This window comes from Flavobacterium luminosum (genome assembly GCF_023635005.1).
GTDB classification, from domain to species: domain Bacteria; phylum Bacteroidota; class Bacteroidia; order Flavobacteriales; family Flavobacteriaceae; genus Flavobacterium; species Flavobacterium luminosum.
This window is the reverse complement of record NZ_JAMLJM010000008.1, coordinates 90,007-113,325: the sequence shown is the minus strand read 5'-3', so window position 1 is coordinate 113,325 and position 23,319 is coordinate 90,007. Positions and strand designations below refer to the sequence as shown.

General features: G+C 36.7%; 30 protein-coding genes and 1 pseudogene. 17 read left to right on the top strand and 14 right to left on the bottom strand.

The features are described from left to right. Positions 1-159: 159 nt before the first annotated feature. The 17 genes and pseudogenes from NAT50_RS10515 (at position 160) to NAT50_RS10435 (ending at position 13,867) form a co-directional block, all read left to right on the top strand. Positions 160-543: a hypothetical protein gene (locus NAT50_RS10515; RefSeq protein WP_250593184.1), complete on the top strand. Its 384-nt coding sequence runs from the start codon at positions 160-162 to the stop codon at positions 541-543. Positions 544-727: 184 nt separating this feature from the next. Next, positions 728-1,552: a hypothetical protein gene (locus tag NAT50_RS10510; protein ID WP_250593183.1), complete on the top strand. Its 825-nt coding sequence runs from the start codon at positions 728-730 to the stop codon at positions 1,550-1,552. 260 nt (positions 1,553-1,812) lie between these two features. Continuing rightward, positions 1,813-2,169 carry a hypothetical protein gene (locus NAT50_RS10505; RefSeq protein WP_250593182.1) on the top strand — a complete coding sequence of 119 codons (357 nt, stop codon included), beginning with the start codon at positions 1,813-1,815 and terminating at the stop codon, positions 2,167-2,169. A 150-nt stretch (positions 2,170-2,319) separates the two neighbouring features. Continuing rightward, the gene (locus tag NAT50_RS10500; protein ID WP_250593181.1) at positions 2,320-2,913 is read left to right on the top strand and encodes a hypothetical protein; all 594 of its coding nucleotides are present in this window, start codon (positions 2,320-2,322) and stop codon (positions 2,911-2,913) included. 877 nt (positions 2,914-3,790) lie between these two features. Then, entirely contained in the window at positions 3,791-5,014 is a 1,224-nt protein-coding gene (locus NAT50_RS10495) for a PorT family protein (RefSeq protein WP_250593180.1), read from the top strand. Positions 5,015-5,235: 221 nt separating this feature from the next. Next, the gene (locus NAT50_RS10490) at positions 5,236-5,619 is read left to right on the top strand and encodes a hypothetical protein (RefSeq protein ID WP_250593179.1); all 384 of its coding nucleotides are present in this window, start codon (positions 5,236-5,238) and stop codon (positions 5,617-5,619) included. Between the two features lie 36 nt (positions 5,620-5,655). Then, the gene (locus NAT50_RS10485; RefSeq protein WP_250593178.1) at positions 5,656-6,120 is read left to right on the top strand and encodes a PEGA domain-containing protein; all 465 of its coding nucleotides are present in this window, start codon (positions 5,656-5,658) and stop codon (positions 6,118-6,120) included. A gap of 544 nt (positions 6,121-6,664) precedes the next feature. Continuing rightward, positions 6,665-7,243, top strand: coding sequence for a Crp/Fnr family transcriptional regulator (locus NAT50_RS10480; RefSeq protein ID WP_250593177.1), 579 nt, complete (start codon positions 6,665-6,667; stop codon positions 7,241-7,243). Positions 7,244-7,311: 68 nt separating this feature from the next. Continuing rightward, positions 7,312-8,331 carry a Rossmann-fold NAD(P)-binding domain-containing protein gene (locus NAT50_RS10475; protein WP_250593176.1) on the top strand — a complete coding sequence of 340 codons (1,020 nt, stop codon included), beginning with the start codon at positions 7,312-7,314 and terminating at the stop codon, positions 8,329-8,331. A 5-nt stretch (positions 8,332-8,336) separates the two neighbouring features. Then, positions 8,337-8,699, top strand: a pseudogene (locus NAT50_RS10470) (NAD(P)H-dependent oxidoreductase); the annotation flags it as partial. Between the two features lie 242 nt (positions 8,700-8,941). Beyond that, positions 8,942-10,192 (top strand): site-specific integrase, encoded by a 1,251-nt coding sequence (locus NAT50_RS10465; protein ID WP_002995959.1) that lies wholly within the window; start codon positions 8,942-8,944, stop codon positions 10,190-10,192. A gap of 414 nt (positions 10,193-10,606) precedes the next feature. Next, the gene (locus NAT50_RS10460; protein WP_002995963.1) at positions 10,607-10,999 is read left to right on the top strand and encodes a single-stranded DNA-binding protein; all 393 of its coding nucleotides are present in this window, start codon (positions 10,607-10,609) and stop codon (positions 10,997-10,999) included. A gap of 42 nt (positions 11,000-11,041) precedes the next feature. After that, positions 11,042-12,115, top strand: coding sequence for a DUF932 domain-containing protein (locus NAT50_RS10455; RefSeq protein WP_002995967.1), 1,074 nt, complete (start codon positions 11,042-11,044; stop codon positions 12,113-12,115). A gap of 52 nt (positions 12,116-12,167) precedes the next feature. Beyond that, positions 12,168-12,578 carry a hypothetical protein gene (locus NAT50_RS10450; protein WP_002995970.1) on the top strand — a complete coding sequence of 137 codons (411 nt, stop codon included), beginning with the start codon at positions 12,168-12,170 and terminating at the stop codon, positions 12,576-12,578. Positions 12,579-12,580: 2 nt separating this feature from the next. Next, positions 12,581-13,069 (top strand): DUF1281 family ferredoxin-like fold protein, encoded by a 489-nt coding sequence (locus NAT50_RS10445; protein ID WP_002995973.1) that lies wholly within the window; start codon positions 12,581-12,583, stop codon positions 13,067-13,069. 4 nt (positions 13,070-13,073) lie between these two features. Next, positions 13,074-13,511 (top strand): hypothetical protein, encoded by a 438-nt coding sequence (locus NAT50_RS10440; protein ID WP_002995976.1) that lies wholly within the window; start codon positions 13,074-13,076, stop codon positions 13,509-13,511. A gap of 23 nt (positions 13,512-13,534) precedes the next feature. Then, complete coding sequence (locus tag NAT50_RS10435; protein WP_002995980.1) at positions 13,535-13,867, top strand: hypothetical protein; 333 nt, start codon at positions 13,535-13,537, stop codon at positions 13,865-13,867. A gap of 250 nt (positions 13,868-14,117) precedes the next feature. Here NAT50_RS10435 and NAT50_RS10430 read toward each other — a convergent pair whose 3' ends face one another. From NAT50_RS10430 to NAT50_RS10365, 14 genes are all read right to left on the bottom strand, one after another. Next, on the bottom strand, positions 14,118-14,840 hold the full coding sequence (locus NAT50_RS10430) for a response regulator (RefSeq protein ID WP_002995984.1): 723 nt from the start codon (positions 14,838-14,840) through the stop codon (positions 14,118-14,120). A gap of 280 nt (positions 14,841-15,120) precedes the next feature. Beyond that, positions 15,121-15,366 (bottom strand): helix-turn-helix domain-containing protein, encoded by a 246-nt coding sequence (locus NAT50_RS10425; protein ID WP_430827366.1) that lies wholly within the window; start codon positions 15,364-15,366, stop codon positions 15,121-15,123. A 28-nt stretch (positions 15,367-15,394) separates the two neighbouring features. Next, entirely contained in the window at positions 15,395-15,706 is a 312-nt protein-coding gene (locus NAT50_RS10420; RefSeq protein ID WP_002995989.1) for a helix-turn-helix domain-containing protein, read from the bottom strand. Between the two features lie 174 nt (positions 15,707-15,880). Then, positions 15,881-16,162 (bottom strand): molybdenum ABC transporter permease, encoded by a 282-nt coding sequence (locus tag NAT50_RS10415; protein WP_250593175.1) that lies wholly within the window; start codon positions 16,160-16,162, stop codon positions 15,881-15,883. Between the two features lie 52 nt (positions 16,163-16,214). Continuing rightward, positions 16,215-16,751, bottom strand: coding sequence for a GNAT family N-acetyltransferase (locus tag NAT50_RS10410; protein WP_002995995.1), 537 nt, complete (start codon positions 16,749-16,751; stop codon positions 16,215-16,217). Positions 16,752-16,983: 232 nt separating this feature from the next. Then, the gene (locus tag NAT50_RS10405; RefSeq protein ID WP_002995997.1) at positions 16,984-17,433 is read right to left on the bottom strand and encodes a DUF3872 domain-containing protein; all 450 of its coding nucleotides are present in this window, start codon (positions 17,431-17,433) and stop codon (positions 16,984-16,986) included. 13 nt (positions 17,434-17,446) lie between these two features. Continuing rightward, positions 17,447-18,007 carry a conjugal transfer protein TraO gene (locus NAT50_RS10400; RefSeq protein WP_002995999.1) on the bottom strand — a complete coding sequence of 187 codons (561 nt, stop codon included), beginning with the start codon at positions 18,005-18,007 and terminating at the stop codon, positions 17,447-17,449. A 27-nt stretch (positions 18,008-18,034) separates the two neighbouring features. Then, positions 18,035-18,928: a conjugative transposon protein TraN gene (gene traN, locus NAT50_RS10395; protein ID WP_002996001.1), complete on the bottom strand. Its 894-nt coding sequence runs from the start codon at positions 18,926-18,928 to the stop codon at positions 18,035-18,037. Between the two features lie 23 nt (positions 18,929-18,951). Further along, positions 18,952-20,292, bottom strand: a complete 1,341-nt coding sequence (gene traM / locus NAT50_RS10390) for a conjugative transposon protein TraM (protein WP_002996003.1) — start codon at positions 20,290-20,292, stop codon at positions 18,952-18,954. Further along, the gene (locus tag NAT50_RS10385; RefSeq protein ID WP_002996005.1) at positions 20,279-20,563 is read right to left on the bottom strand and encodes a hypothetical protein; all 285 of its coding nucleotides are present in this window, start codon (positions 20,561-20,563) and stop codon (positions 20,279-20,281) included. The genes traM and NAT50_RS10385 overlap by 14 nt, the downstream gene beginning before the upstream one ends. 17 nt (positions 20,564-20,580) lie before the next feature. After that, positions 20,581-21,015 (bottom strand): hypothetical protein, encoded by a 435-nt coding sequence (locus NAT50_RS10380; RefSeq protein ID WP_002996007.1) that lies wholly within the window; start codon positions 21,013-21,015, stop codon positions 20,581-20,583. A gap of 11 nt (positions 21,016-21,026) precedes the next feature. Further along, a complete protein-coding gene (traK, locus tag NAT50_RS10375; protein WP_002996009.1) occupies positions 21,027-21,650 on the bottom strand; it encodes a conjugative transposon protein TraK in 624 nt (207 codons plus the stop codon). A gap of 25 nt (positions 21,651-21,675) precedes the next feature. Continuing rightward, complete coding sequence (traJ, locus tag NAT50_RS10370) at positions 21,676-22,671, bottom strand: conjugative transposon protein TraJ (protein WP_002996010.1); 996 nt, start codon at positions 22,669-22,671, stop codon at positions 21,676-21,678. Between the two features lie 2 nt (positions 22,672-22,673). After that, positions 22,674-23,306, bottom strand: coding sequence for a DUF4141 domain-containing protein (locus NAT50_RS10365; protein ID WP_002996013.1), 633 nt, complete (start codon positions 23,304-23,306; stop codon positions 22,674-22,676). Positions 23,307-23,319: the final 13 nt, after the last annotated feature.

Genomic DNA, 23,319 nt, shown 5'->3' with positions numbered 1-23,319 from the left:
TTCTCGAAATTTTTAAAATATCAATCTAAAGATGTTTTTAAAATTTTGGGAAATAAAGAACAAAAAATCTAATATTTATCTTACTTTTGAAAATAACTAACCGTTGCGTTAGAAACTTGAAACCGCCTATGAAACCTAATTATTGAACTATAAATTAAAATGAAAAAAATCGGCGTATTATTATTAGTTATCATTGGACTTACTTTGATTGGATGTAGTGGATCTGATACTTATCGAGGGAATTGGAAAGGGATGACACCAAATGGCGAAAAAGTAGAAATTGTATTCGAAGCGAAAAAATTGACATTGAGTGATGATTCAAAAAAAAGTGTAACTCATAATTACAGTCAGAATTCCGTGAATATTGTGAACTCGATAGAAACCTATGGAATTAAATTAGACGATGGAAGAGGTTATCAAATAAACTTTCCGATTGCAAATGATGAAAGTATAGGTCTGATCAAAGACGAAAATAATAATGTACTCTATTCGATTAGTCGAAAAGAATATATAAATCCTAAAGATATTTATAAGTTAAAATAAAAAACTAAACCTAACAAGAGTTTGTCACCATTGCGAATTTTACGCCTATTTGGAGAATTAATGGTTAAAGAAAAATTTGTCTATATTTGTCATATTCTGTGAGTAACTAACTACAAAAACTAGCCATGCCAACATCACATAGTCTTTTAATACTATAAAACTATCTTTATCTCTAACATAAAAAATGAAAAAGCTAATTACAATTTTATTATTTGGATTTTTGACAATTTCTTGCTCAAGTGATCAAGATAATCCTCTGACGAATGAACCATTGATAACAGAAATGTGTGTGTCTGTCTTTCATTCTGGTTCCCTTTTTCCAAGTCAAGCAGAATCAAAATTTAATTTTGAATATAACGAAAATAAAAAACTTACAAAAAAAATAGGCGGATTCATGACTCTTTCCGGTTCTACTGGCTTTGGCGAATCATTTACAGACAAAATATATACTTCATTAACATACAAAAATAATACTGTTACTGTTGAGGATTATTATTCTTCTACAGAGTTTACCATTTCAAAAAACACTAAATATTTCACCTTAAATTCTTTAAATCAAATTGACATCAAAGAAATTCCAACTAGCACTAATAATAATTACTTATATAGAAAACAATTCTATTTTTATACAAATGGAAAACTCACCGAAATAAAAACCACTTTTCCTAATATGCCGTATGATGCAAATGATCCAACTGATTATATTTGGACATTTTCAGAAAAATTTTATTACGATACAAATGGAAATTTATCTAAAACAGAATATTTCGAACAAGAAAACGGGATAAATAAGGGAGAGAAAATTGTCAGAACATTTGAAGATTATGATAATTCAACTAATCCTTGCAAAAGATTATTTTTAATAGATGATTTTTTCTACCGTTCACTTTCTAAAAATAATTTTAGAAAATATACAGAAGCCCATTATAACAACAACACTCTAGAATATACTAAATCATCAACTTGGGCATTCTCGTATGATACAAATGGGCAAATAATTATAAATTAAAATCACTAGTAACAAGAGTTGACTGACATTATTGCTGGTTTTACGAATATTAAAAAAGTTTTAATCGCTAAATTAAAATTAGTTTATGTTGTTGAGTATGGTGAGTAAATACCCTATTGGAAAGCTAAGCTGGAAGGACGTTACAAATAATTTTACCTAATAAATTGCATATAATGACATTCCAGAAAAATATTGAATCTGTTTTATAGCAAATGTCTGACAATAATGAATATTATAAATTGAATATCAATAATAATCAAATGAGAAAAATAATAACAATACTTTTTACTTCTTTAATTTTCACTTCATGTCTTCCTGACAAATTTAAGGAGGAAGCAGGTAAAAAGTTTGGTGATCAACACTTCAAAACCGCCATTGCGCTGATTGAATTACACAAAGTTCGCGAAGGTGTCTATCCTAGTTCTTTAAAAGAATTAAAATATACTGGTGATTGGGACAATTTTATTTATCAAGCTGTAGAATACAAAAAACTTGATGATGGTTATGAATTAAACTTAGTCAATAATCCTTTAGTAGAAAATGAAAATTTAGATTATCCTGACGATTTTTGGAAAGGTTTAGGGATAAAAAAATCAAATATTAAAAATAAGCTGTAAATAATAAACGTTTTCTGCAAGTGAGCTTAGTGTTTAATGTTATGGTGTTTTCATATTTGACTTCAATTCTTACGGAACTATTTAAATTTATCATAATCACCACAAACTAACAGAGCGTTAGAATCTATACTATTAAAAACCTATTTTAAAATGCAAAAAAAAATCTATCTGGCTTTTATTCTAATATTTCCCTTTTATTTGATGGCACAAAATATAAATACCACTGAATACAAGATTTCAATGATTGGGAATTCACAGGAAATTTATCTAATCAAAGAAAATGATAATTATAGTGGTTTCATAATTAGTTCGTTCTACAAACCATCGAAACGATTTTTGGGTTTGACTTTAAGAAAACATGAAGCTCTAAATATAAAAACGGATTTAGATTCTGATTTAGTAAAAAAAACTATGTCGGAATTAAAAAACATGGGGATTGACAATCTTCAAAATTGTGAAGAAAACATTGATTGTAATAAAATAAATTTTCTAGATCCCGATTTTCTTGTTTTTGATATTAAGAATGGAGACTCAATTTCCTCTTATAAATTCAAGGAAGTATATCCAGAAAATAATTCAAAAGATATTATTGAGAAAAATGCCATAAGAAGAACTGCTCAAATTTTGATAACTGTTATTAATGAAAATTTAGATTTAAAAACACAATTCAAATTTGCATTAAGAAAAATGAAAAAACCTTATTGCTACGATTGTGGCGGCATATCTTCTTGCTGTGTAAAATAATACTGATACTTATAATCGTCTGTTATCATTACAGGTTTTACCGCTAGTTATTGCATTTATTTTATTTTATCTGGAATTGTAAATTATATTAATATTGAAAATGCTATTACAGAAAACCTAAATAGAATTTTCTTTGTTTATAGCAAAACGAATATTCAAATTTTTGATTCTTTAAAATTTGGCGTTTTATGTTGAATAACTCCAATTGCCTTGAACGTTTTATGGGATAAGACTAAAACTGAAAAGTCTAGTCAAAAATTATTATCGATTTTAGTTTTCTTAACTGTAATTGTAATTTATATCCTAATTAAAATCTTATTATTAAAATCCGAAATTGAAATTCTAAAAGTTGATGAATTTAAAAATTCAATAAGTCTGGAATCATCAAATTTCCCTTTACACTTCTTTTTAGCACAACTACTTGGATTATTGATAATAAACCTAATGTTAAAAAGAAAATAAAACACATACTGCTAATAGTAGTTTACTACAGTGACCAGTTAAAACACATCTTGAAAAATCCTACAGTTTTCAATTCGTTTATCTATATTTGCAATCCTAATAGCAAATGTGCTTTAGGCAAGTCGATTAGACGTTTAGTAATAGACTAAGACTACTAATCTAAACACTATTATTCACATAAAAATGGTGAATTTGAAACAGAATATATGGTAAGACCAATAATGTATGAAAATAAATCGATCTAAATGCGATTTCAAAAAAGTCTAGAATAGAGATAAATTGATGTTTTTTTCTCTCGCAAAATCTGTAAGCTTATAAAAAGAATATGCAGTTTTGAGATTAGTGACTTCTAAAAAGCTCTAAAACATTTTAAAGTATTAAAACTCAATCATACAAATATTAACAAACTAAAAAAATGAAAAAAAGACTATTATTCCTTTTAACCACAATTTTAAGTTTTAATTGCTATGCACAAATCTCTTTTGAAAAGGGGTATTACATTGATAATAATGATCAAAAAAATAATTGTCTGATCAAAAATATCGATTGGAAAAATAATCCCACTGAAATTGAATATAAATTATCCGAAAACAGCGAAACTAAAAACGTATCAATAAAATCAATTAAAGAATTTGGTATTGATAATATTTCAAAATACATCAGAAGTAAAGTAAACATCGACAGGTCTAGTGAGAACATCGATAATTTAAGCAGTGATAGAAATCCTATATTTCAAGAAGAAGAACTTTTCTTAAAAGTATTAGTTGAAGGAAAAGCGAACTTATATGAATACGTTGATAGCAATTTAAGGAGATATTTTTACAGTAACGAAAACTCTAATATTGAACAATTAATCTTTAAAAGTTATATAACTCCTGAGAATAATATTAGTGAAAATAATAGATTCAGACAGCAGTTATGGAATGATTTGAAATGTCCAAATTTTAAAATGAATAAAATTGAAAATTTGGAATATAAGAAAAATGCTTTAGTACAATTTTTTACTGAATACAATAAATGTCATAATAACGAATTAGTTTATTTCGAGACAAAACAAAAAAGAGATTTATTTAATTTATCAATCAGACCTCGTATAAATAATTCTTCTTTAAGCATACAAAATACCCTTTATGACTCTAGAGACACTAATTTTGATAATAAAATAGGATTTGGATTTGGATTAGAGGCTGAATATATTTTACCTTTCAATAAAAACAAATGGGCAATTGCAATTGAGCCAACGTATCAAAGTTACAAGTCCGAGAAAAGAACTAATGTAAACTATGTATCTGGAGGAGTATTAATAGCAAATGTTGATTACACTTCTATTGAAGTTCCTTTAAGCGTAAGACATTATTTCTTTCTTAATAAAAATTCTAAAATTTTCATGAATGCTTCTTTAATTTTTGATTTTAATTCAAAATCAACTATTAAATTTACTAGAAAAGATGGTTCAACTTTAAATACATTTGAAGTCAATTCAACAAACAACCTAGCGATAGGAATTGGTTACAAACAAAATGATAGATATAGTTTAGAAGCAAGATTTCAAACCAATAGAGAAATTATGTCAGACTACAATTTTTGGAGTTCAGAATATAAAACATTCTCAATAATATTTGGATATACATTATTCTAAAAAAAATCTAGAATAAGGCCAGTAATTAATTATAAGCCTTGCAATTATTAATCATATTCATCTGAAATAAACATCTTATCAATTTAACGATATACTATCTGAAATAAACCAAAAAAGCAAATAATAACATAGTTTTGCGTCCGAATTGAAATTTTAATCATTCCAAATTTGGAATAACAAAAAAGGAGGCAAACAATATAGTAATCAAAATTGCATAAAAAATGAAAAAACTAACTCTTCTTTTCACTGCTTCAATTTTATTAAGTTGTGGTGCATCAATCAATTCCAATTTCCAAACACAGAACAAACCTCTTACAATTGAAGATAAAGTAGCTTTTCTTGATGTTCAACACAAAGTACCTGAAACAGCTATAAAACTTGGAGATGGAAAATTTGGAGACACCGGTTTTTCTACTGACTGTGATTTTAATTCCAATTTAGTCAAAGCTAGAAAATTAGCAAGGCAAAACGGAGCTAACATTGTAAAATTAATAGAGAAAAAAACACCAGATATTTGGAGTTCTTGTTATCGCTTAAAAATTGAATACTATTTTTATGAAGGCAATGTTTCTGAATTACCTCAATACCAATTACAAATAAATTAATATTAAAAACTAACATTTAAATAACTAAATTAATCCATGAGAAAATCAATTTTCATTACAGCATTTGCTTCATCAATTCTATTATCAAGTTGTGCTACTATTGTTTCTGGTTCTAAACAATCAGTAAAATTTGCAAGTAACCCGTCGTCTGCAACAATTTTTATTAATGAAGTAGAAGTTGGAAAAACGCCTTTTGAAATTAGACTGGAAAGAAAAAAAGAACATCACGTGATGATAAAGTTAGATGGTTATAAAACTTATGAAACTAATTTAACAAAGAAGTTTAATGCTTGGTACATTGGAAATATTGCCTTTGGAGGCTTAATAGGAATAATAATTGACCCAATTACAGGAGCAATGTATAAATTATCACCTTCTGAAGTAAATGCAGAAATGCAAAAAGGAGTGGCTTTTAAAAGCGATAAAAACAATGTATATATTGCTGTAGCATTGGAAATTGACCAAAATTGGGAAAAAGTTGGTCAATTGGAAAAAATGTAATCTTACATCCTAAATGTTTGGAGAAATATCGGATTTACTTTTGTTTTACAAATAAGAATTTTAAATCCGCTTTTCACCAAACCAAAGTTATTCAAACCTAATAACAACCAAAAATGAACCGAAAAAAAATAGCCTATTTTGTAATTCTGGCGAGTGTAGTACTTCTAATATTAAACATAACAGAATTAAACTTTGAAAACCCTGCTGAAAACCGTTACTCTGGCATTGTTTCTAATTTATTGTTGCTTTTCGCAATGGTTTTAACCATACGTGACCTCAATAAAAACAAACAAAATTGATTTTTTAAAATAGTAATATTGATAAATAAATTATCAATCCATTTTGAAAACTAAACATTCTAAATTTTAGCATTTTTTAGTTTCTAATGGTTTCCTTTTAACCCTAATTTCAAAAAGAAACTATCCTCTTAATTAGGAATGTCCTTCCCTACTTTTAGATATATTTGCAAAAGCAATACCAAAATTCACTACAAACACTATACATTTGTGATCTTATGGGTAATGGCAAAAAAAGAAATCCTGAAATGAAAGACGATAACGTTAGAGCGTTTTTAAAATCTTTTGACATATTAACCAATGTTGAAATTGATGATTTTATTGAACTTTTAACCTATAAAAACCTCAAAAAATCAGAATACTTTATCAAAGAAGGGGAAACTTGCAAACAAGTAGCCTTTGTTTTATCTGGCAGTTTGAGATCCTATTATATATCCGATAAAGAGGAAGAAATCACCTATTGCATTACATTTCCCAACAGTTTAATGACGGCCTATTCGTCCTTTTTAACAGCACAACCAACCCAAGAAAACATTCAAGCCATCACCAATACAGAATTGCTTATCATTCCAAAGAATACGTTTGAAGAATTAGCGCAACAAAGCCCAAATTGGATATTTTTTTTAAAAACAATAGCGGAGCAACAGTACATTGAATTAGAAAAAAGAATATTCCAACTACAAAGAAGTGATGCAACCAAACGATATGCCGAGATGTTAAAAAATCAACCGGAGTACATCCAAAAAATCCCGTTACAATATTTAGCCTCCTATTTAGGAATTACACAACGACATCTTAGCAGAATTAGAAAAGAATTTTCCTTTTAGACATTTGTCCTATTTCTAAAATTCAATAGGATTTAGTTTTGCTCATCTGAAATTTTAAAATAAAAACAATGAGCAAAACGATTTTAATCATAGGCGGAACAGGTCTAATTGGAAAAACAATTGCTGAAAAGCTTTCACAAAGAGATTCTTCTTTAAACATTTTAATTGGAACAAGGAAAAAAGAATCAAAACCAAATTACTTGTCTCTAGATGTAAATGATCCAAATACTTTTGAAATATTAAACAATCATCCTATCGATTTAATGGTTGTTTGTACAAAAGATACCAATAATACTGTTTTGGAATATGCCGTAAAAAACAACATCAATTATATCGATGTTACGAAACCAACCAATGAATTAATTAAAGCCCATCATTTCATTGAAAATAAAGTCATTGAGAGTAAAATTGTCTTTAGTTCAGGCTGGATGGGTGGTATCGTACCTTTACTCCTATTTTCGAAGAACGTCACCGCGAATGACATAAAAAATCTCACGGTATACGTTTACTATTCCACTAAAGATAAAGCAGGCGAAAGCTCTGCCGATTTTATGGCGGAAAATGTGAATACCTCTTTTTCTTTTTATCAAGATAATGTGGAAATGAGGACCAAACATTTTCTAAATACAGAAAACCATGTATTTGATTTTGACGGACAAAAAAGAAAAGTCTTTGATTTTGATGTGCCCGATTTATACATTCTTCATAAAATAGAAAAGATTCCATCAGTCAAAGTAAAATTAACCTTCGATTCTAAACTCATTACTGCTGCCCTAGCAATAATGCAAAAAATAAATTTTTTCAAACTGTTAAACTTTAAAGAACGTAAATTGATTTTTGGAGGTAGTGGCAATGGTGATATCTCATCTTTTGAAATTGTTTTCACCACTCATAAATCAACAAGAGAAAAAGTAGCGTTAAAATGTCTAAAAGGCCAGTCAGAGTTAACCGCTTTTTCGACAGTGTTACATATTGAAAAACTTCTTCAAAACCCTATTCAAAATGGTGTATATTGTAGTCATCAACTTCATAATCCCAAAGAATTTATAGCCGCATTAACTTCAAATAAAAACATAATTATAGGTTAACTCCCATGAAAAAAATAGTAATCATCAATGGGCATCCCAATAAAGAAAGCCTAAACTTTGCATTGGCTGAAGCCTATAAAAAGGGAGCCTTAGAAAGTAATGCGGCTGTAAAAGAAATTATCATTTCTGACTTACAATTCAATCCAAATCTCGAATTTGGTTACCAAAAAAGAACGGAATTAGAACCCGATCTCTTGGAAGCTTGGGAAAAGATTAAATGGGCAGACCATTTAGTGTGGGTCCATCCCGTTTGGTGGGGTGGACTTCCCGCCATTACGAAAGGTTTTATAGATCGCCTTTTTCTGCCCGGTTTTGCCTTTCAATACAGACAAAATTCAATATTTTGGGATAAAAAGATTAATAAAAAGCAAAAGTACGCAAAGCGATTAAAACCGCTACTATACAATGCTTTATAAATGTGTAGTCTTAGTTTGGAACTCGGTGTCTGATAGGTTTTGGGCTTAAATTGACAAGGTTAGGTTACTAATTCGTTACCGATTGATAAAGGCAACTATATAGCTTAACTGATTATATTTCAGTCTTTTGCACCCTTTTTTATATTCCCTTGTAACTCAATGTAATTTAATTTTAAACGTTAAACATTTGAGTTATGGAGCAGACAAAAAAATCGACGTTCAAACTGCTTTTCTATTTGAAAAAGAACGAACTGAAAAAGAACGGTAATGCCCCGGTTATGGCACGTATTACCATTGATGGAACACCGAAAACTTTCGGGACAAAGTTAGAAATTAACCCTAATAGTTGGGATTTAAAACACGGACGGGTTCAGGGCAAAAGTGCCACAGCTTTGAGCATCAACCAAAAGCTGGACAATATACGGGGACGTATCGACAAGATTTATGAAGATATGCTGAAGCACGAGGGCTTTGCAACTGCCCAAAAAGTAAAGCTCTCTTTTCTCGGTGTTGGTGTAATGGATGATGCCATATTGAAAGTTTTTAACGACCAGAATGTTGAATTTAAAAGATTGGTTGATAAAGAGGAGCGTTCACAAGGAACTTACAACAAATACATCACTGTTTACAATCATCTTACGGAATTTATAAAAGAGCGTTATCACAGGGAAGATATGGCATTTCGGGAACTGACGGCAGATTTTATCCGTGAGTTTGACTTTTACCTCCGCTACGATAAGCAATGCGCCCATAACACGGTTTGGATTTACACAATGCCTGTTATTGCTTTGGCTGAACTGGCTATCAAAAAAGGGCTGATACGTGATAATCCTTTTGAGGATTACGAAATAAGTATGGAAGAAACCGACAGAGGGTACATACTGAAAGAAGACGTTGAAAAGCTGATGATGTGTCAGGTTCCGCATAAAAGATATGAACTTGTAAAAGATATTTTTATTTTCAGTTGCTTTACAGGATTGGCTTACGCTGATATTAAGAAATTGACAAGAAGCAATATTCAATCATTCTTTGACGGTCATCAATGGATTATCAGCCGGAGAAAGAAATCTGATGTTGCTTCCAATGTTCGGTTAATGGAAATCCCTAAACGTATCATTGAGAAATATCAGGGTACAACAAGGAATGAATTTATCTTTCCGGTTCCTACCAATGCAACCTGCAATACGCACATAGGTAAATTGGTTGAAAAGGCAGAGATTATCACGGAGCAAAAAGTAACCTTTCACACCGCAAGACATACTTTTGGAACAATGTTTCTGACCGAGGGCGTACCGCTTGAAAGCCTTAGCAAAATGATGGGGCATAAAAACATTTCCACCACACAAATTTATGCTAAAATCACAAGCCAAAAAATCAGCAAGGATATGGATTTGGTTACACCGAAATTCAAAGCAATGGAAGAGGCATTTATGATGGCAATCTAATCCGCTTTTATCTAACCACAAGAAGCAGAACTTAACGGTTCTGCTTTTTTTATGCCCATACTTTTTTATTACTCCTCCTTTGTTTCAGACTATTGAAGCCTGTTCATAATTGACATAAAAATTAGGAATAGAAAATTTCCACAATCAACCGGTAAAAAGGCAGCTAAGTTATAGCGGGCAGCCATCGCACACACCCACCAATAAAAAAAACGAATGAACGGTTTCCCCCTAAAGGAACCCCCATTAAATCATTTTTTTTCTTGGTCATCGCTGTTGCCCGCTTGGATTATCTGCTTTCTTTTTTCCGGTTTTTCTTTTGGAAAATATTATGCGAAGCGGAGCAGACCACAACAGGAAGCAGGAAGCGAGAAAAGCGAACGTAACAAAATGTCAAACTTTTAAAACAGAACGATTATGAACATCATCGGACGACTAACAAGGGATGCGGAAGTAAGAACCCTTAACAACGACAAGCAAGTAGTAAACTTTTCGGTAGCGAGCAACGAAAGCTACAAGAACAAACAAGGCGAGCGTGTAGAGCAAACGACCTACTTCGATTGTGCCTACTGGCTATCTGCAAACGTGGCAAGACTGCTGACAAAAGGCACATTGGTAGAACTCACAGGGCGAGTGAATACACGAGCGTGGATAGGCAAAGACGGCGAAGCACATTCGGGGCTGAACTTTCATACCTCACAAATCAAACTGCACGGAGGTAGCAGGAGAGCCGAAACCATACAAGCTACTGCACAAGCCGAGAACAACAAGGTTACAGCACAGGGAGCAGATGACGACCTCCCATTCTAACAACGAGTATTCAATCATTTTTTAACATCAAAATTTATCAAAATGGCACATAACATTCATTTCAACGAGCAAACAGGAAAGCACAGTTTCTTTTCAGTACAGCAAAAAGCGTGGCACGGTTTGGGGCAAATCGTAGAGCAATACCCAACGAGCGAGGAAGCTATCAAATACGCAGGGTTAGATTACGATGTCGTAAAATCCCCACTGTTTACCAAAGGTTCGGGCATTATCGAAACTGCCAACGGTATAGAAATAGGTAGCACCGAATTAGAAGTACCTAACTATTTCGCTAACATACGCACCGATAACAATGCAGTATTGGGTGTAGTCGGTAAGGATTACCACATTGTACAAAATCGGGAAGCCTTTAATTTTTTTGATGCTATTGTAGGTGGTGGCGAAGGTATCCTGTACGAAACCGCAGGGGCATTGGGCAAAGGGGAACGCATCTTTATCACTGCCAAACTGCCCGATTATATCCGTGTAGGCAATGGCGATGATGTAACGGAAAAGTACATTTTTCTAACCACTTCGCACGATGGTAGCGGAAGTATTACCGCAGCATTTACGCCTATCCGTATCGTATGCCAAAACACGCTGAATGCCTCACTACGCAGTATGACCAATGTAGTCCGTATCAAACATACTTCGGGAGCAAAACAACGTATCGAGAACGCCCACAAGATTATGGGGCTTGCCAACACATTGAGCAACCAATTAGAGGGCATTTTCAATAATTGGACAAAGGTAAAAGTATCAGACCGAGAAGTAAGAAAGCTAATCCAGTTGGCACTTTGCCCGAACAAAGAAACACTTGACCTTATCAACAAAGGGGCTGACGATGAAGTTTCCACCGTGTTCAAAAACGTGGTTGATAATGCGCTTCTATATGCTATGACAGATGATGCACAACAGATGAACACGACCAAAGGGACTTTGTTCGGAGCATACAACGCTGTTACAGGCTACTTTCAGAATGTACGCAATTACAAAGATGATGAAGCCAAATTACAGAGCATTGTATTGGGTGGTACTGCCCAACTCAAATCACAGAAAGCATTTGAATTGTGTACCGCATTTGCTTTGGACGGTGCGGAAATCCTAAACCTTAATTAGATAACAACAGGCTACCGCCTTAAATGGTGGTAGCCTACTATAAAACAACAATATGAAAGCATTACATAAAATGGACAACTTAGATAAAGGCGAATTGCTTTGCAGGCTATTCCCCGAAGAAATGGCGAACATTCAGAACGCCGTAAAAAAGCAGTGCGAATACTTTCTGAAAAATGAAATTACCATTCGTGAGGGTTGGTATCAAAAGGGCTTTTTTACCGCAGAATTTTGGTACAGGCTTGTGCAGGATGCACACAGGATAATCGAGAAGAACGAGGACAAACTTCTCAAAAAACCACGCTGGTTTGCAGACCATTTTTTTGACGGATACAACGCAATATTTGCGATGCACTGCCTTATCGAATATGCACAGACAGAGGACTGTAAACCCAATCTAAAACAGGCTATACACCTAATATTCGGAAGTGAGCCTTTATTAAAAATAACCTTAAACGATAAATAATTATGCCAAATTGGTGCAACAATACGGTTGTCTTCGAGGGGAAGCCTGAAGCAATCGAACAGGTAACACAGCTATTCAAATCAATGGCTGAAAGAGAAAGGAAAGAGAATTGCGGACAACTGCCCGATTTCATAGACGACAGTAACGGCGGATATTTCTTTGAGGTTTACGAAAGCGATACGGGAATATTCAATTATCAAACAAAATGGTCGCCAAATGCGGAAGCAGTTAAGCAGATAGCCGAGCATTACAACATAGATTTCCAATTGGATTATGAGGAATTAGGTTGTTTGGTATATGGCAGGACAATGTTTTCTGACAAGCTACTCATAGATATTTATCTGGAAGACGAAGATTTTGACAGCTACGAATTAGACAAGGAAACAGACACCTACCATTTTGAGGGCAAGGAGTACGACAGCGAATGGGAAATACTCGACACTCTATTAGAACGTAAAATCGAAAATCAGTTAAACACCATTAAAATTTAGAACGATGAAACTATCCGATAAAGCGACAGCACATATTTTGGTTAAAGCCAACACCAATAGCGAATGGGATAATTGCGAGTTTGCAATTATCCATCTATCCGAAGAATGGAAACAGGAACAGGCAAAACGGCTTGCATTGGTTAAGCCGTTAGAGGGCAATCATTATTTCTGCTCAATGAACTACTATGATACGGCAGTAGATTTTTATTGCACAGGCGAAGACGATACCCCGAACATTGAAGAAATGCTAAACGATAAAGAATGGGCATTTGTGGAGCTTGACGAGGGGGAGCAGGAAATGTTTACCGCACCCGAAAACCGATTGGACTGTTACAGGCTTGTATTGCGTGCAAACGGTACAGGCTACTATACAGCATACGGCAAGCACACCAGCGAGGAATTTTGGACGGAAGAATTTTCATTAATCCAATTAACGGCTTAATCAATAAACCCCAATTTCAATTTATGACACGTTCAAATCTTCATATCAAATTGAGCAACGGCAAATCTCTTATTTGCGTTGCCGACAGCAGCAGCGCACCCGAACAGGGATATATCGTTGAAAGGCTTTTTTTGCCTTTGTTATCCCTTGACAACAGTGAGCAAGAACTCGAAATGCTTACGGAGCATTGTACAATGGATGAAAGGCGGATAAACGCAGACTACCGCTATTTAATAGACCTTACCACCAAAGAAGTAAAGTTCTTTGAAGAGCATTACAGCTACACAAAAGACACGTTCAGGAAAGGCAAGGATATAACGGAACGTTATGACGAGTATTTAAAAACCATAAGCTAAAATAGCAGCCGCCTGACCCGAAAAGTCGGGCGGCAAAAAGACAGATCCTCCCGATGGTTGGGCAGTCTTTTTGCTTTAAATTGGTGCAATCCCCTTTAGCAAAATGCGCCCTTACACAAATCCTTTCTTTTCCATTTTACCAAACAGGTTGCGACATTATTGCTTGGGATATTCATTATCCCATAATTTATTATTGGGGGATTACTTTCTTTCGTGAGTTCTGCGGAAAAGAAAGTAACAAAGAAACCTGTTATTGCGGAAACTGTTTATAGTATTCTTTTGCAATTTCGGCTACGCCAGCACTAAAATAATGTCCTCCATCATTTATAACGGTTATGGCTTTTTTAAGTTCTTCGGGGTCTGCGCCTTTCAGTATATACCCTTTTACGCCACGCTGAAGCATCTTTACTACATCCTGTACATCATCATTAATGCTAAAAGCCAGGACTTTGGTTTGCGGATATTTTTCATTCAATGCTTTAGCGGTTTCAAAACCATTCATTACCGGCATATTTATATCAACAACCATTACATCGGGAACAACTTCGATTTCCTCCATTTTTTTCATTGCCATTTTTCCATTCTCGGCTTCAAAAAGTATTTCAAAACCGAAACCCATTAGAAAATCACAAATACCCTTTCTAAGCATATCGTGGTCATCTATCATCCCTACCTTTATTATTTGTTCTTTGCTCATTTTCTTTTTGCTTAGTTTGATGAGGTTAAAAAATCCGTTGGGAGCTTTAGATAAATTCGGAGTTCGAGTAACGTAAGGTATTCCTTTATCGACCTCAATGTCCCTGACTTTAAAACGGTCAAGCCAATCTTTAAAGTGTGCTATCTCGTTAGGTTTAAAATGTACAATTTCCCCGTTTTTAAGGGATATGATAAAAACATCAATGCAGAGAGAGAACGCTGATAATTGCGTAGCAGGGTGGTCAAATTCGGGGTAAAAAATATCCTTGCCGTCCATAACTCTTAATGTTTATCAAGTTAGTGGAACCTGCAAAAAAAAGAGGCGCAGGCAACCACACTTACTGGCATTAAGGCACTGGTACGCCTGACCCCCAAATAAGCGAGCGCCCACGCCATAACGTGAGCGTTCTTACTTATTCGTTCCGGGGTTTTAAAAATTACCAGTTTCTAATGCGGAACTTAAAGCAAAAACAACTTTAAGTATTTTCTATATTTTCGACAACAAAGATACTAAACTCGTCCTTTTTTGACAGCATATAATACAAAAAAGATTACAGTCAAACAATTTTTTGTGAAATGTAATTTTGCTCCAGTATAGTCAGGATATCGCTTTCCTTATAAATAATCTTACCGCCTATTTGTATATACGGCAGTATATTATCATCACGGTACTGCTGTAAAGTGCGTTTGCTGATATGGAGCAGCTTGCACACATCTTCGCCCGAAAGGTAAATTTCTCCGTTCATTACAGGGCGGTAGTTTTTCAATATGCTTTCGATACGGGTTCTTAGCTGTGTTATCATTTCCTGATGGGCAATGATTTCTTCATTGTCATTCGTGAATAAATCCATTTTCGGCAGTATTGTACGGTTGTCCGGCTTCGAGCAAAGCCTGTACATCCGAGCGTTTATAATAATTTTTACGGTTCAGTCTGGAATAAGGCAATAACCCTTTGTCCTTATACGTCTGCAAAGTCCGCTTGGTAATGTTCATCATCAAACACACTTCCTGGTTATCGAGCCATTGCTCTTGCGCAAAAATTGGCGTGTATTTCTGCGTGGCATTTTCGGTAAGTTCCAAAAGTGCTTTCAGCTCATTCTTCATTCCGTCCAGTGCGGATTTTTGTATTGCGATTACTTCCATTGTTTGCTCAATTTTGCTATGGAAGTTGAATTTATAAAGGCTTAGTACGGCATTGGGGAAAGTTGCAGGGTTTGGCTTTGAGAGGTAGCGTTTGGCGATTTACTAAGCCGTAAATAAAAAAATCGGATAGCTTTTGGGCTATCCGATTTGCTTAAAAAATGTATGCTGTAATAACTATCTGCGTTCGGCAGGTTGTTCTATTTTTACTTCAGGTTGTTGTTTTTCTTTTTTCTCACGCCAATAAACCCACAGCGACAACAGACCGAAAATAATCAGCCCGTAAGCTATCCATTTACCGACCCTTTCCACGAAATTAATGAAAACCGAACTTTCATAAGATGAGAAGCCCTCTGCTCCCATAGGGCTGCGCCTGTAAAACTTTCTCCGGTTAATCCAGTAGCGAAGTCCCAGTCCTGCAACCAAAAATATAATACCTATTACCAATGATGCAACCATACCAAAAATACTTTATTTCCACTGTTTGAATTTACGAAAAATATCCGTGGCATTATTCAATTTCAAACTCTTTCGGATACCGAACTACACCGCTTACATTTTGCAGCGCATTTTGCGATAGTTCTATTGCCATACAGTTTTCTTCAGGAACTTCAAATGGCAGCTTTATCCCAAATTCTTTGGTCAGCTTATAGCCAAACTTAGGGTAATAGTTTTCGTGTCCTAACAGCATCACAGAGCCAAAGCCCATTTTTTTTGCTATATCGTGGGCAGCTTGTATGAGTTTGCCGCCAATACCTTTTCCCTGATAATTCGGCAACACAGCAACAGGGGCTAACGCAAGCGAGGTGTAAGTGTTTTTATCCTTGTCTTCAATATTAATTTTTGTGAGCAATATATATCCCGCAATTTGATTATCTACTTCGGCAATAAGTGATAATTCGGGGACAAACGCATCAGAATTGCGTAACCGTTCCACCAAGAACTGTTCTTTATGGTCGCTCAATTCCTCGTTTTCAAAAGCCAGGCGAATGAGTTCAAAAACTTTTTTGAAATCTTCCTTTTCTTCCTTTCTAATTTTTATTTCCATAGTCTGTAAAATCAGCAGTTTTATAAAATGCGAAAACGGCTTACCCAAAAAGGCAAGCCGCTTTCATTGTTTATGGAAATAATAACTTACTCAAATTTGGTAAACCGAAAGGATAATACCCTTTTTCATTATTGCAAGGATAAGAAATTATTTCTTTAGCAACTATCGAATTTAAAATTAAAAACGGCTTACCCATCAGATAAGCCGTTATTTATGAATTGGAATACTGCTCTTAATCGCTGCTGTTAAACTGAAAAGTTATCTGCTTTTCGTTCCCGAAGCTGTCCGAAATCCAAACATCAAAAGATTGTGATACGGCAGACGTTGACGTGTAATACAGCCTGAACTGCTCCGTTGGTAACTGGTACAGGTCGTTGGGCTGATACGGCGGCTCATTGTAGTATTGCAACGTTCCCTGACCATCAAACTGGAAGTAGCGAAGAAAATACTGCGTGTTGCTGTAATTGCCTGTACGCTGTATGGTAATGCGTATTTCTACGGTTTGTCCGTTGGCAACATCTTTAGGCACTGGCATTACATTGACCTCGAAAGGAAAATTGTTCTGTATTTCGAGTTCATCATCTTTGCTGCAAGATACCAACGTAACCGAAGCTGTGAGGATTGCCAGGAATATATATAATGGCAGTAGCCCTGTTCTGAATTTATTGAATATTGCTATCATCGTTTTTTACGTTTTAAAAGTTAAACCTTAATCCCACACCTGCCGACGGTCGGAACTGTCGTAAATCCGTACCCCAAAAGACTTTTGTACGCCCTTGCAGGACTAATACAAATCGGTCAGAAAGGTACGTTTCAAAGGTCAGTCGTCCGCCAGCTCCGTAAATGAAATTGTCCTCGTCCAATATCTTCGCTCCGTCATACAACATCGGTTCGCCACGGTTGATGCTTTCATAACCTGCTACGGCGGTTATTCCGGCATTCAGCGTGATGTTCTTCCGGGCATCGCCCAAAAGGAAGAAGCTGTAACCGCCCTCGGCTGTAAAAGTTTCCTGCGGGATGCGGAGGTCTTTATAATCGTGGTATTGGTGCGTATATTCCAACGCCCAAAGCTGGTAATTGCCGTTCTTACCGTTCACGGTCATACCGATATTGATATAATAATCGTTGCCGATTTTATCATCGGACAGCACACCAACATTTACTTCCAACCCTTTCTGTTTCGGCAGCATTCGCTGTGCCTGTGTCGTTGTGATACCCATTAAAACGAGCATCACGGTATAGATATACTTTTTCATTTTATTACTGTTGTTTTAAATGGGTTATTAAAATTTCAGGTGCATATCGTCAATCAAACGAGCCTTGATTAAATCCGAATTTTCCACCTGCAATGTTTGATGCCTGCCGCCGTTCTTCTCGAAAATCTCAATCAGAAGTATCTTATCATCGGCAATGGTAAATTGGTCTAAGAGGAATACATTTTGCTCGGTAGATTTTCCTTTTATGCCGTCCAATGGTTTGTAAGTCCTAAGCGGTGTCAAAGGAATTTCCTGCACTACGGTACGTTTGGCAACCTTTTTATCCACCACTTTGAAATTGATAAAATCAATCTCAAACGGAACATTGGTTTTGTTACGCAGTTCGGTATGGAAATAGTATTTGCCGTTGTGTATGTAAATGCCTTTGAGGATAAACTGAATGCCGAAACTCTTAGCCCCGATATGCTTTACAATGCGCTTGTCTTTCTTGTAAATGGTTTCCAGTAACAAGCCTGCCAGTGAGGGCGAATTGTTGCCCAATTCTTCAAAAAGCACATCGTTTCCGTTGGTTCTATCTACTGATTTTTGCATTGTTAGCAGGTCATAGCTTGTTGCTTCAGGGTAGGAACTGTAATACACACTGAAACTGTAAAAACGTCCATCATTGGTAATTACTGAAAAATTCGTTTCCGGTTCAAAGTTCCTTACCGATGCTTTTACTCGTAGTACGTTTTCCGCATCTTCGGCTTTACCTGCAATCAGGTATTCGCTTCCCAAATCCACGTAACGAATGGCAGTCGGGAAAATCAAGTGCGAAGTTTTATCGTAGGTTACTTCCATTTTGTATGGTTCTATCTTGCCCAATGCAAGCGGAGTTCTGATGCTGTCCTGCGCAAAAGAATTTACGGCTAAGCCGATAGTCAGAGCAAATGCCCAAAGTGTTTTAAAAAGATTTTTCATTATAAAATTATTTTAGTTTAACATTATTGTTTTGATACAAGGAAGACCTGATGCCCTGCTTTGAGCGTAACCTTTGGTGTACGTACTTTCTTTGCGAAATAGCCCGAAATTCCTTGTACAATGCCTCTGCTTAAATCGGCAGCAACCTGTTGTCCGGCATTCTGCGTAAGCATCACGCTCGTTCCTCCTGTCTGGCTCATATTGCCCGCCATTTCGGTAAGTGCGTTCATTTCGGGCGAATACGGAACGTACAAGCCTTGCTGCCCGTCCAAATCGTAAATGGTAATATCTACGGGAATGATATTACCCTCCAGTTCTACCGAAGTAACCTTTAGCTGTAAACGACCGCCCTGAAACTTGGCATTCGCCGTTACGATAGTTCCTTTGGGAATGGTACGATTAGGCGTTTTGGCAGGCTCTAATAAACGAAGCCTTACGCCCGTTTCCCCAACAACGGTTTGTGCATCGTGTACGCAGGCTTTGATGCTGTTTTTCGGCTGTACCACCTGTTCAGTAGAACCTGCGGTATAGAAGCCCCTGTTTTTGGTCTGGTTTAAATCGTTCAAAAATTCGCTGTCTGTTGGCTCACGATACAAGGCTGATACGGTGTTTTTCCTTGTGGGCGTAAATGATACAAAATGCTCTTTTTGGCTGGCAGTCGAAGCTCCCGAAGCTGTACCGTTTGTGGGTGTGGCTTCTCCATTGCTGCTATTACCTTGCGGAAGATATTTTGCAGCCATTTGATAGGATTTCTCCATCAGGGCAAGCTGGTCATCTACTGTTGTTGCTTTAGGTACATCTTTATCAGCCAGTTTTTCTTTTAGCTCATCCAATTGCCTGCGGAGTTCCATTGTTTCTGCATTGTCGTTATTATAGAATGAGCCTAACGTGCTTTGTGTATTTCGGTAGCTGTTCAAGGCAGGATTGCCATAACGTCCCGAATTTCTGCCACTGCCATAGCCGTTGCTTTCTTCCTCTTCTACAAAATCTTCTTCGCTCTTGGCGTTGGCAGATGAGCTGTCCTCATTCCAATAATCGGATAGCGTGGTAAGGGCATTGCGTTTCTCCTGGTCTTTTTGTTCCAGCATTTCCTGCTCATACGCTTTGCCTTTGCTGTCGGGCATTCCTGCCCCGGTAGCTTGTGGAACAGCATCGTTCAGCCCGATGTTTTCGACCTCTTTTTTATCCTTTGACGGTTTAAAGATGAGGTACATACAGCCTAAGAAGACAATCGCCATCAAACCGAATATCAAGGGCTTTTTAAGGCGGTCTTTGCTGTTCTTTTTATCATCCAGCAGATTGGATGCTTTACTTTGGTCGCCTTCCTCAACGAGAATGCTGACCCTTTTTTCATTTTCTTTCATAAAACTGATTTTTTAAAATTGTTGATACACTATCCTGCAACCTTGCAGGATTTTTACTTTTGAGGACAGGGTTCTCGATATGCCTGATGTTGATGGTATCATTCGGCTTGCCCGTATCGTACACTACTTTGCCAATAACCCCTGCCGTAAGCAAGAGATAACCCACAAAAAAGTACAACGTGTATTGATGCTGCTTGCGCACTGGCAAAGCCCGCCAACGCTCATCGAGCTTATCAAAAAACCTGTCCATAGTTGCTCTTAATTTTTTCATACTTTAATGATTTTCGGTTATCGCATTTTAAACCGCCTTTTCGGGGAAGACAACTGTTCTTTAGGTTTGTCAGACACTTGGGCAATGGCTTCTTTCCTTGTCGGAACCGAGCTTGTAGAGAGGTCTGTCAGTTTGGATTGTTTCAATAATTGCCCGTATTGGTCTATCCTTTCAATATTCATCTTCTGTACATCAAAAAGACCGTCTTCATACTTTACCCACATATTGCATTCAACCTTTGGCTTATCATCGCCATTCCATTGCAGGTAAGTTGTCAGCATCATAATGTTGGGCAACATCGGTTTATCCATCCCATTTTTACAAGCCTCTAAAAACCTGCTGATGCTGTCTTTGATTTTGTCGGCATAAGCTGCCTCCGTTTGGAAATAACCGTCATACCCTTTATCGGTCAGCGTTTTTGCGAATGCGTCTAAATCAAGTAACTGTTTCATATCCTTAATTTTTAGCGTTCGATAACTTCGATGTCTTTGTTTTCTACTACCGCAAACTTTTCGATGTTAAATCCCTGCGGGTTGTTATCCGAACGAACGGAGTTGACGAGATAGCAGGAAGTAATCAGGTTACGGCGTGTTACGTTGCTCGAACGGATGATGAACTGTTTGGCATAGGTGCGCACTGCATAGGGGTAATTGTCGAAATTGCACACCACACTATCTACCTCAATTCGTTGCTGAACATTACCCGAAATGATACGGCTGTAATAGCCCTTTTCAGACAGGTCTTTGTAATAGTCGAAAGCTGATTTATCGGCAAGGTTGAACGCCCTGCTCATATTGCTTTCAATAGCGTTCTTATCGGGTGCAAGCGTGAAGAACAATTCGTGAAATCTCCTGACGTGTTCCCTTGCTTCCACAGGTCGGTTAATACTGGCATCCTGCGACAAGGCAAGCATCAGTGATTTGCCATTATCCAGCACATAGATTTTTTGCCTTTGTTCATTTGCAAAGCTGTACGATTTCCACACGGCAAATCCTACTACGCCTATGCAGAGAACGGCAAACACGATGGCATATAAACGTATCTGCCGAAAGCTGTTTTCTATATTTCTTAGCGTTTTAAATTCCATTTTTAAGAATGATTATTGTTTTACATTATTTTTTAAGTAACTGACCGCCGATGTTTCCAACCGTTGAACCAGCTCCGGCTCCGGCAAGGTTTCCTGCTTTCATTGCTGTTGAGTTTACATTGCGGGTAAAGTTTCCTGCGCCTCCAGCTTGGATTACCCAGCCTGTTACTGTCGGGATAGTGAAGTACCCGATGATGCCGATAATCATAAAGATGATGTACACCGTATTGGAGGTGTCGGGTATATAGGTCGGGTCTGAAAGCATTGCTATATCCTTTTCCAGTATCAGCGATTGTATCCTTGCCAGCATCGAACTGAACAAATCGGAAACAGGCAACCACAGGTAAACGCTCACATACCTCGTGAGCCACTGCGTGAGCGTGGACTGAAAGCCGTCCCATACGGAAATTGCAAAGGCAATCGGTCCGAGTATGGAGAGGACTATCAGGAAAAATGTTCTTATGGTATCAATAACCAAAGCCGCCGCCTGAAAGAGTATCTCCAGTAGATTGCGAAACCAATCCTTTATGGCTTTTTCTATTTGATAAGCACCCCTGTCCATATACATACCCGCCATCGTGCCGATGTCGGAGGGCGACCAGCCCAATTCATCCAGCTTCTTGTCAAACTCTTCGTCCGATACCATATAGGCGGTTTCGGGATTTCTGACCATTGCTTCATATTCCAGTTGGTCTTTCTGCTGTTGCAGCTTGTTCAGGTCAAGCACCTGGTCTTCGAGTATGGAATGTGTTCCCGTTACAACGGGGCTTAGCACTGCATTGATAGTTCCCAATACAATGGTTGGGAAAAACATAATGCAAAGCCCCAAAGCAAACGGGCGTAACAATGGGAACATATCAATAGGTTCGGCACGGCTTAAAGCCTGCCAAACCTTTAATGCCACATAGAATAATGCACCCAATCCCGCAAGACCTTTAGCCACTGCCGCCATATCGCCTGCAAGCGGCATCATATCGTCATAAAGCGAACGCAGGAGTTCGTGAAGATTATCCCATTCCATTGTTACCAGTATTTTTGGTTAGCAGTTCCGTATAGGTCAAGCACCCTTTTGGCATCGTTTTTCTTTTTCGCTCTCAGGTAGCTTACAGAAATATTTTTGTTGGTGTAATAGCGTACAAGACTGTGGTAGTCTTTTACTTCTTTGTACACACGGTCGATGATGTCCATACGCTCTTTGTCGTTCAGCGAAAGGCTGGATGAGGTTACGATTTGCTTCAGTTCTTTCAGCAGTTCGGTACTTTCATTGAGCAATGCGGAGTAGCCGTTACCGATAGCGGTCAGCTCTTGCGGCGAGAAATTGGGGTCGTTCATCATCTTGCCGAAATTCTGCACGTACATTTCCGAAACATCGCCTACCAGCAAAACCGTTTGCTGCACCTTACGGGCATCTTTCACAAGGTTGTTGACGGCTTTCAGCTTGTCGTAATATTCCTTGCCCTGTTCGTACACTTTCTTCACTTCGTTGAAGTTCTTAACCACATTGCTTACGGTGGAAGAAGTCTGTACGATTTCATTCGCACTGTTGAGAATGCCCGATGCAAGGTTTGCGGGGTCGGTTACTACCCATTGGGCTTTTGCGGACGGTGCAACGGCAAGCATTAGTGCCGTACACACCATAAAAAGGATTTTTTTCATTTTCTTGAAATTT

Coding starts and splice junctions, on each gene's coding strand:
- traM (WP_002996003.1), bottom strand. CDS start 20,292: ATGAAAGAAAATGAAAAAAGGGTCAGCATTCTCGTTGAGGAAGGCGAC.
- NAT50_RS10495 (WP_250593180.1), top strand. CDS start 3,791: ATGAAAAAAAGACTATTATTCCTTTTAACCACAATTTTAAGTTTTAAT.
- NAT50_RS10475 (WP_250593176.1), top strand. CDS start 7,312: ATGAGCAAAACGATTTTAATCATAGGCGGAACAGGTCTAATTGGAAAA.
- NAT50_RS10465 (WP_002995959.1), top strand. CDS start 8,942: ATGGAGCAGACAAAAAAATCGACGTTCAAACTGCTTTTCTATTTGAAA.
- NAT50_RS10440 (WP_002995976.1), top strand. CDS start 13,074: ATGAAACTATCCGATAAAGCGACAGCACATATTTTGGTTAAAGCCAAC.
- NAT50_RS10485 (WP_250593178.1), top strand. CDS start 5,656: ATGAGAAAATCAATTTTCATTACAGCATTTGCTTCATCAATTCTATTA.
- NAT50_RS10410 (WP_002995995.1), bottom strand. CDS start 16,751: ATGGAAATAAAAATTAGAAAGGAAGAAAAGGAAGATTTCAAAAAAGTT.
- NAT50_RS10400 (WP_002995999.1), bottom strand. CDS start 18,007: ATGAAAAAGTATATCTATACCGTGATGCTCGTTTTAATGGGTATCACA.
- NAT50_RS10435 (WP_002995980.1), top strand. CDS start 13,535: ATGACACGTTCAAATCTTCATATCAAATTGAGCAACGGCAAATCTCTT.
- NAT50_RS10505 (WP_250593182.1), top strand. CDS start 1,813: ATGAGAAAAATAATAACAATACTTTTTACTTCTTTAATTTTCACTTCA.
- NAT50_RS10500 (WP_250593181.1), top strand. CDS start 2,320: ATGCAAAAAAAAATCTATCTGGCTTTTATTCTAATATTTCCCTTTTAT.
- NAT50_RS10365 (WP_002996013.1), bottom strand. CDS start 23,306: ATGAAAAAAATCCTTTTTATGGTGTGTACGGCACTAATGCTTGCCGTT.
- traN (WP_002996001.1), bottom strand. CDS start 18,928: ATGAAAAATCTTTTTAAAACACTTTGGGCATTTGCTCTGACTATCGGC.
- NAT50_RS10510 (WP_250593183.1), top strand. CDS start 728: ATGAAAAAGCTAATTACAATTTTATTATTTGGATTTTTGACAATTTCT.
- NAT50_RS10445 (WP_002995973.1), top strand. CDS start 12,581: ATGCCAAATTGGTGCAACAATACGGTTGTCTTCGAGGGGAAGCCTGAA.
- NAT50_RS10430 (WP_002995984.1), bottom strand. CDS start 14,840: ATGGACGGCAAGGATATTTTTTACCCCGAATTTGACCACCCTGCTACG.
- NAT50_RS10380 (WP_002996007.1), bottom strand. CDS start 21,015: ATGAAACAGTTACTTGATTTAGACGCATTCGCAAAAACGCTGACCGAT.
- traJ (WP_002996010.1), bottom strand. CDS start 22,671: ATGGAATGGGATAATCTTCACGAACTCCTGCGTTCGCTTTATGACGAT.
- NAT50_RS10425 (WP_430827366.1), bottom strand. CDS start 15,366: ATGATAACACAGCTAAGAACCCGTATCGAAAGCATATTGAAAAACTAC.
- NAT50_RS10460 (WP_002995963.1), top strand. CDS start 10,607: ATGAACATCATCGGACGACTAACAAGGGATGCGGAAGTAAGAACCCTT.
- NAT50_RS10480 (WP_250593177.1), top strand. CDS start 6,665: ATGAAAGACGATAACGTTAGAGCGTTTTTAAAATCTTTTGACATATTA.
- NAT50_RS10385 (WP_002996005.1), bottom strand. CDS start 20,563: ATGAAAAAATTAAGAGCAACTATGGACAGGTTTTTTGATAAGCTCGAT.
- NAT50_RS10455 (WP_002995967.1), top strand. CDS start 11,042: ATGGCACATAACATTCATTTCAACGAGCAAACAGGAAAGCACAGTTTC.
- NAT50_RS10450 (WP_002995970.1), top strand. CDS start 12,168: ATGAAAGCATTACATAAAATGGACAACTTAGATAAAGGCGAATTGCTT.
- traK (WP_002996009.1), bottom strand. CDS start 21,650: ATGGAATTTAAAACGCTAAGAAATATAGAAAACAGCTTTCGGCAGATA.
- NAT50_RS10415 (WP_250593175.1), bottom strand. CDS start 16,162: ATGGTTGCATCATTGGTAATAGGTATTATATTTTTGGTTGCAGGACTG.
- NAT50_RS10420 (WP_002995989.1), bottom strand. CDS start 15,706: ATGGAAGTAATCGCAATACAAAAATCCGCACTGGACGGAATGAAGAAT.
- NAT50_RS10405 (WP_002995997.1), bottom strand. CDS start 17,433: ATGATAGCAATATTCAATAAATTCAGAACAGGGCTACTGCCATTATAT.
- NAT50_RS10515 (WP_250593184.1), top strand. CDS start 160: ATGAAAAAAATCGGCGTATTATTATTAGTTATCATTGGACTTACTTTG.
- NAT50_RS10490 (WP_250593179.1), top strand. CDS start 5,236: ATGAAAAAACTAACTCTTCTTTTCACTGCTTCAATTTTATTAAGTTGT.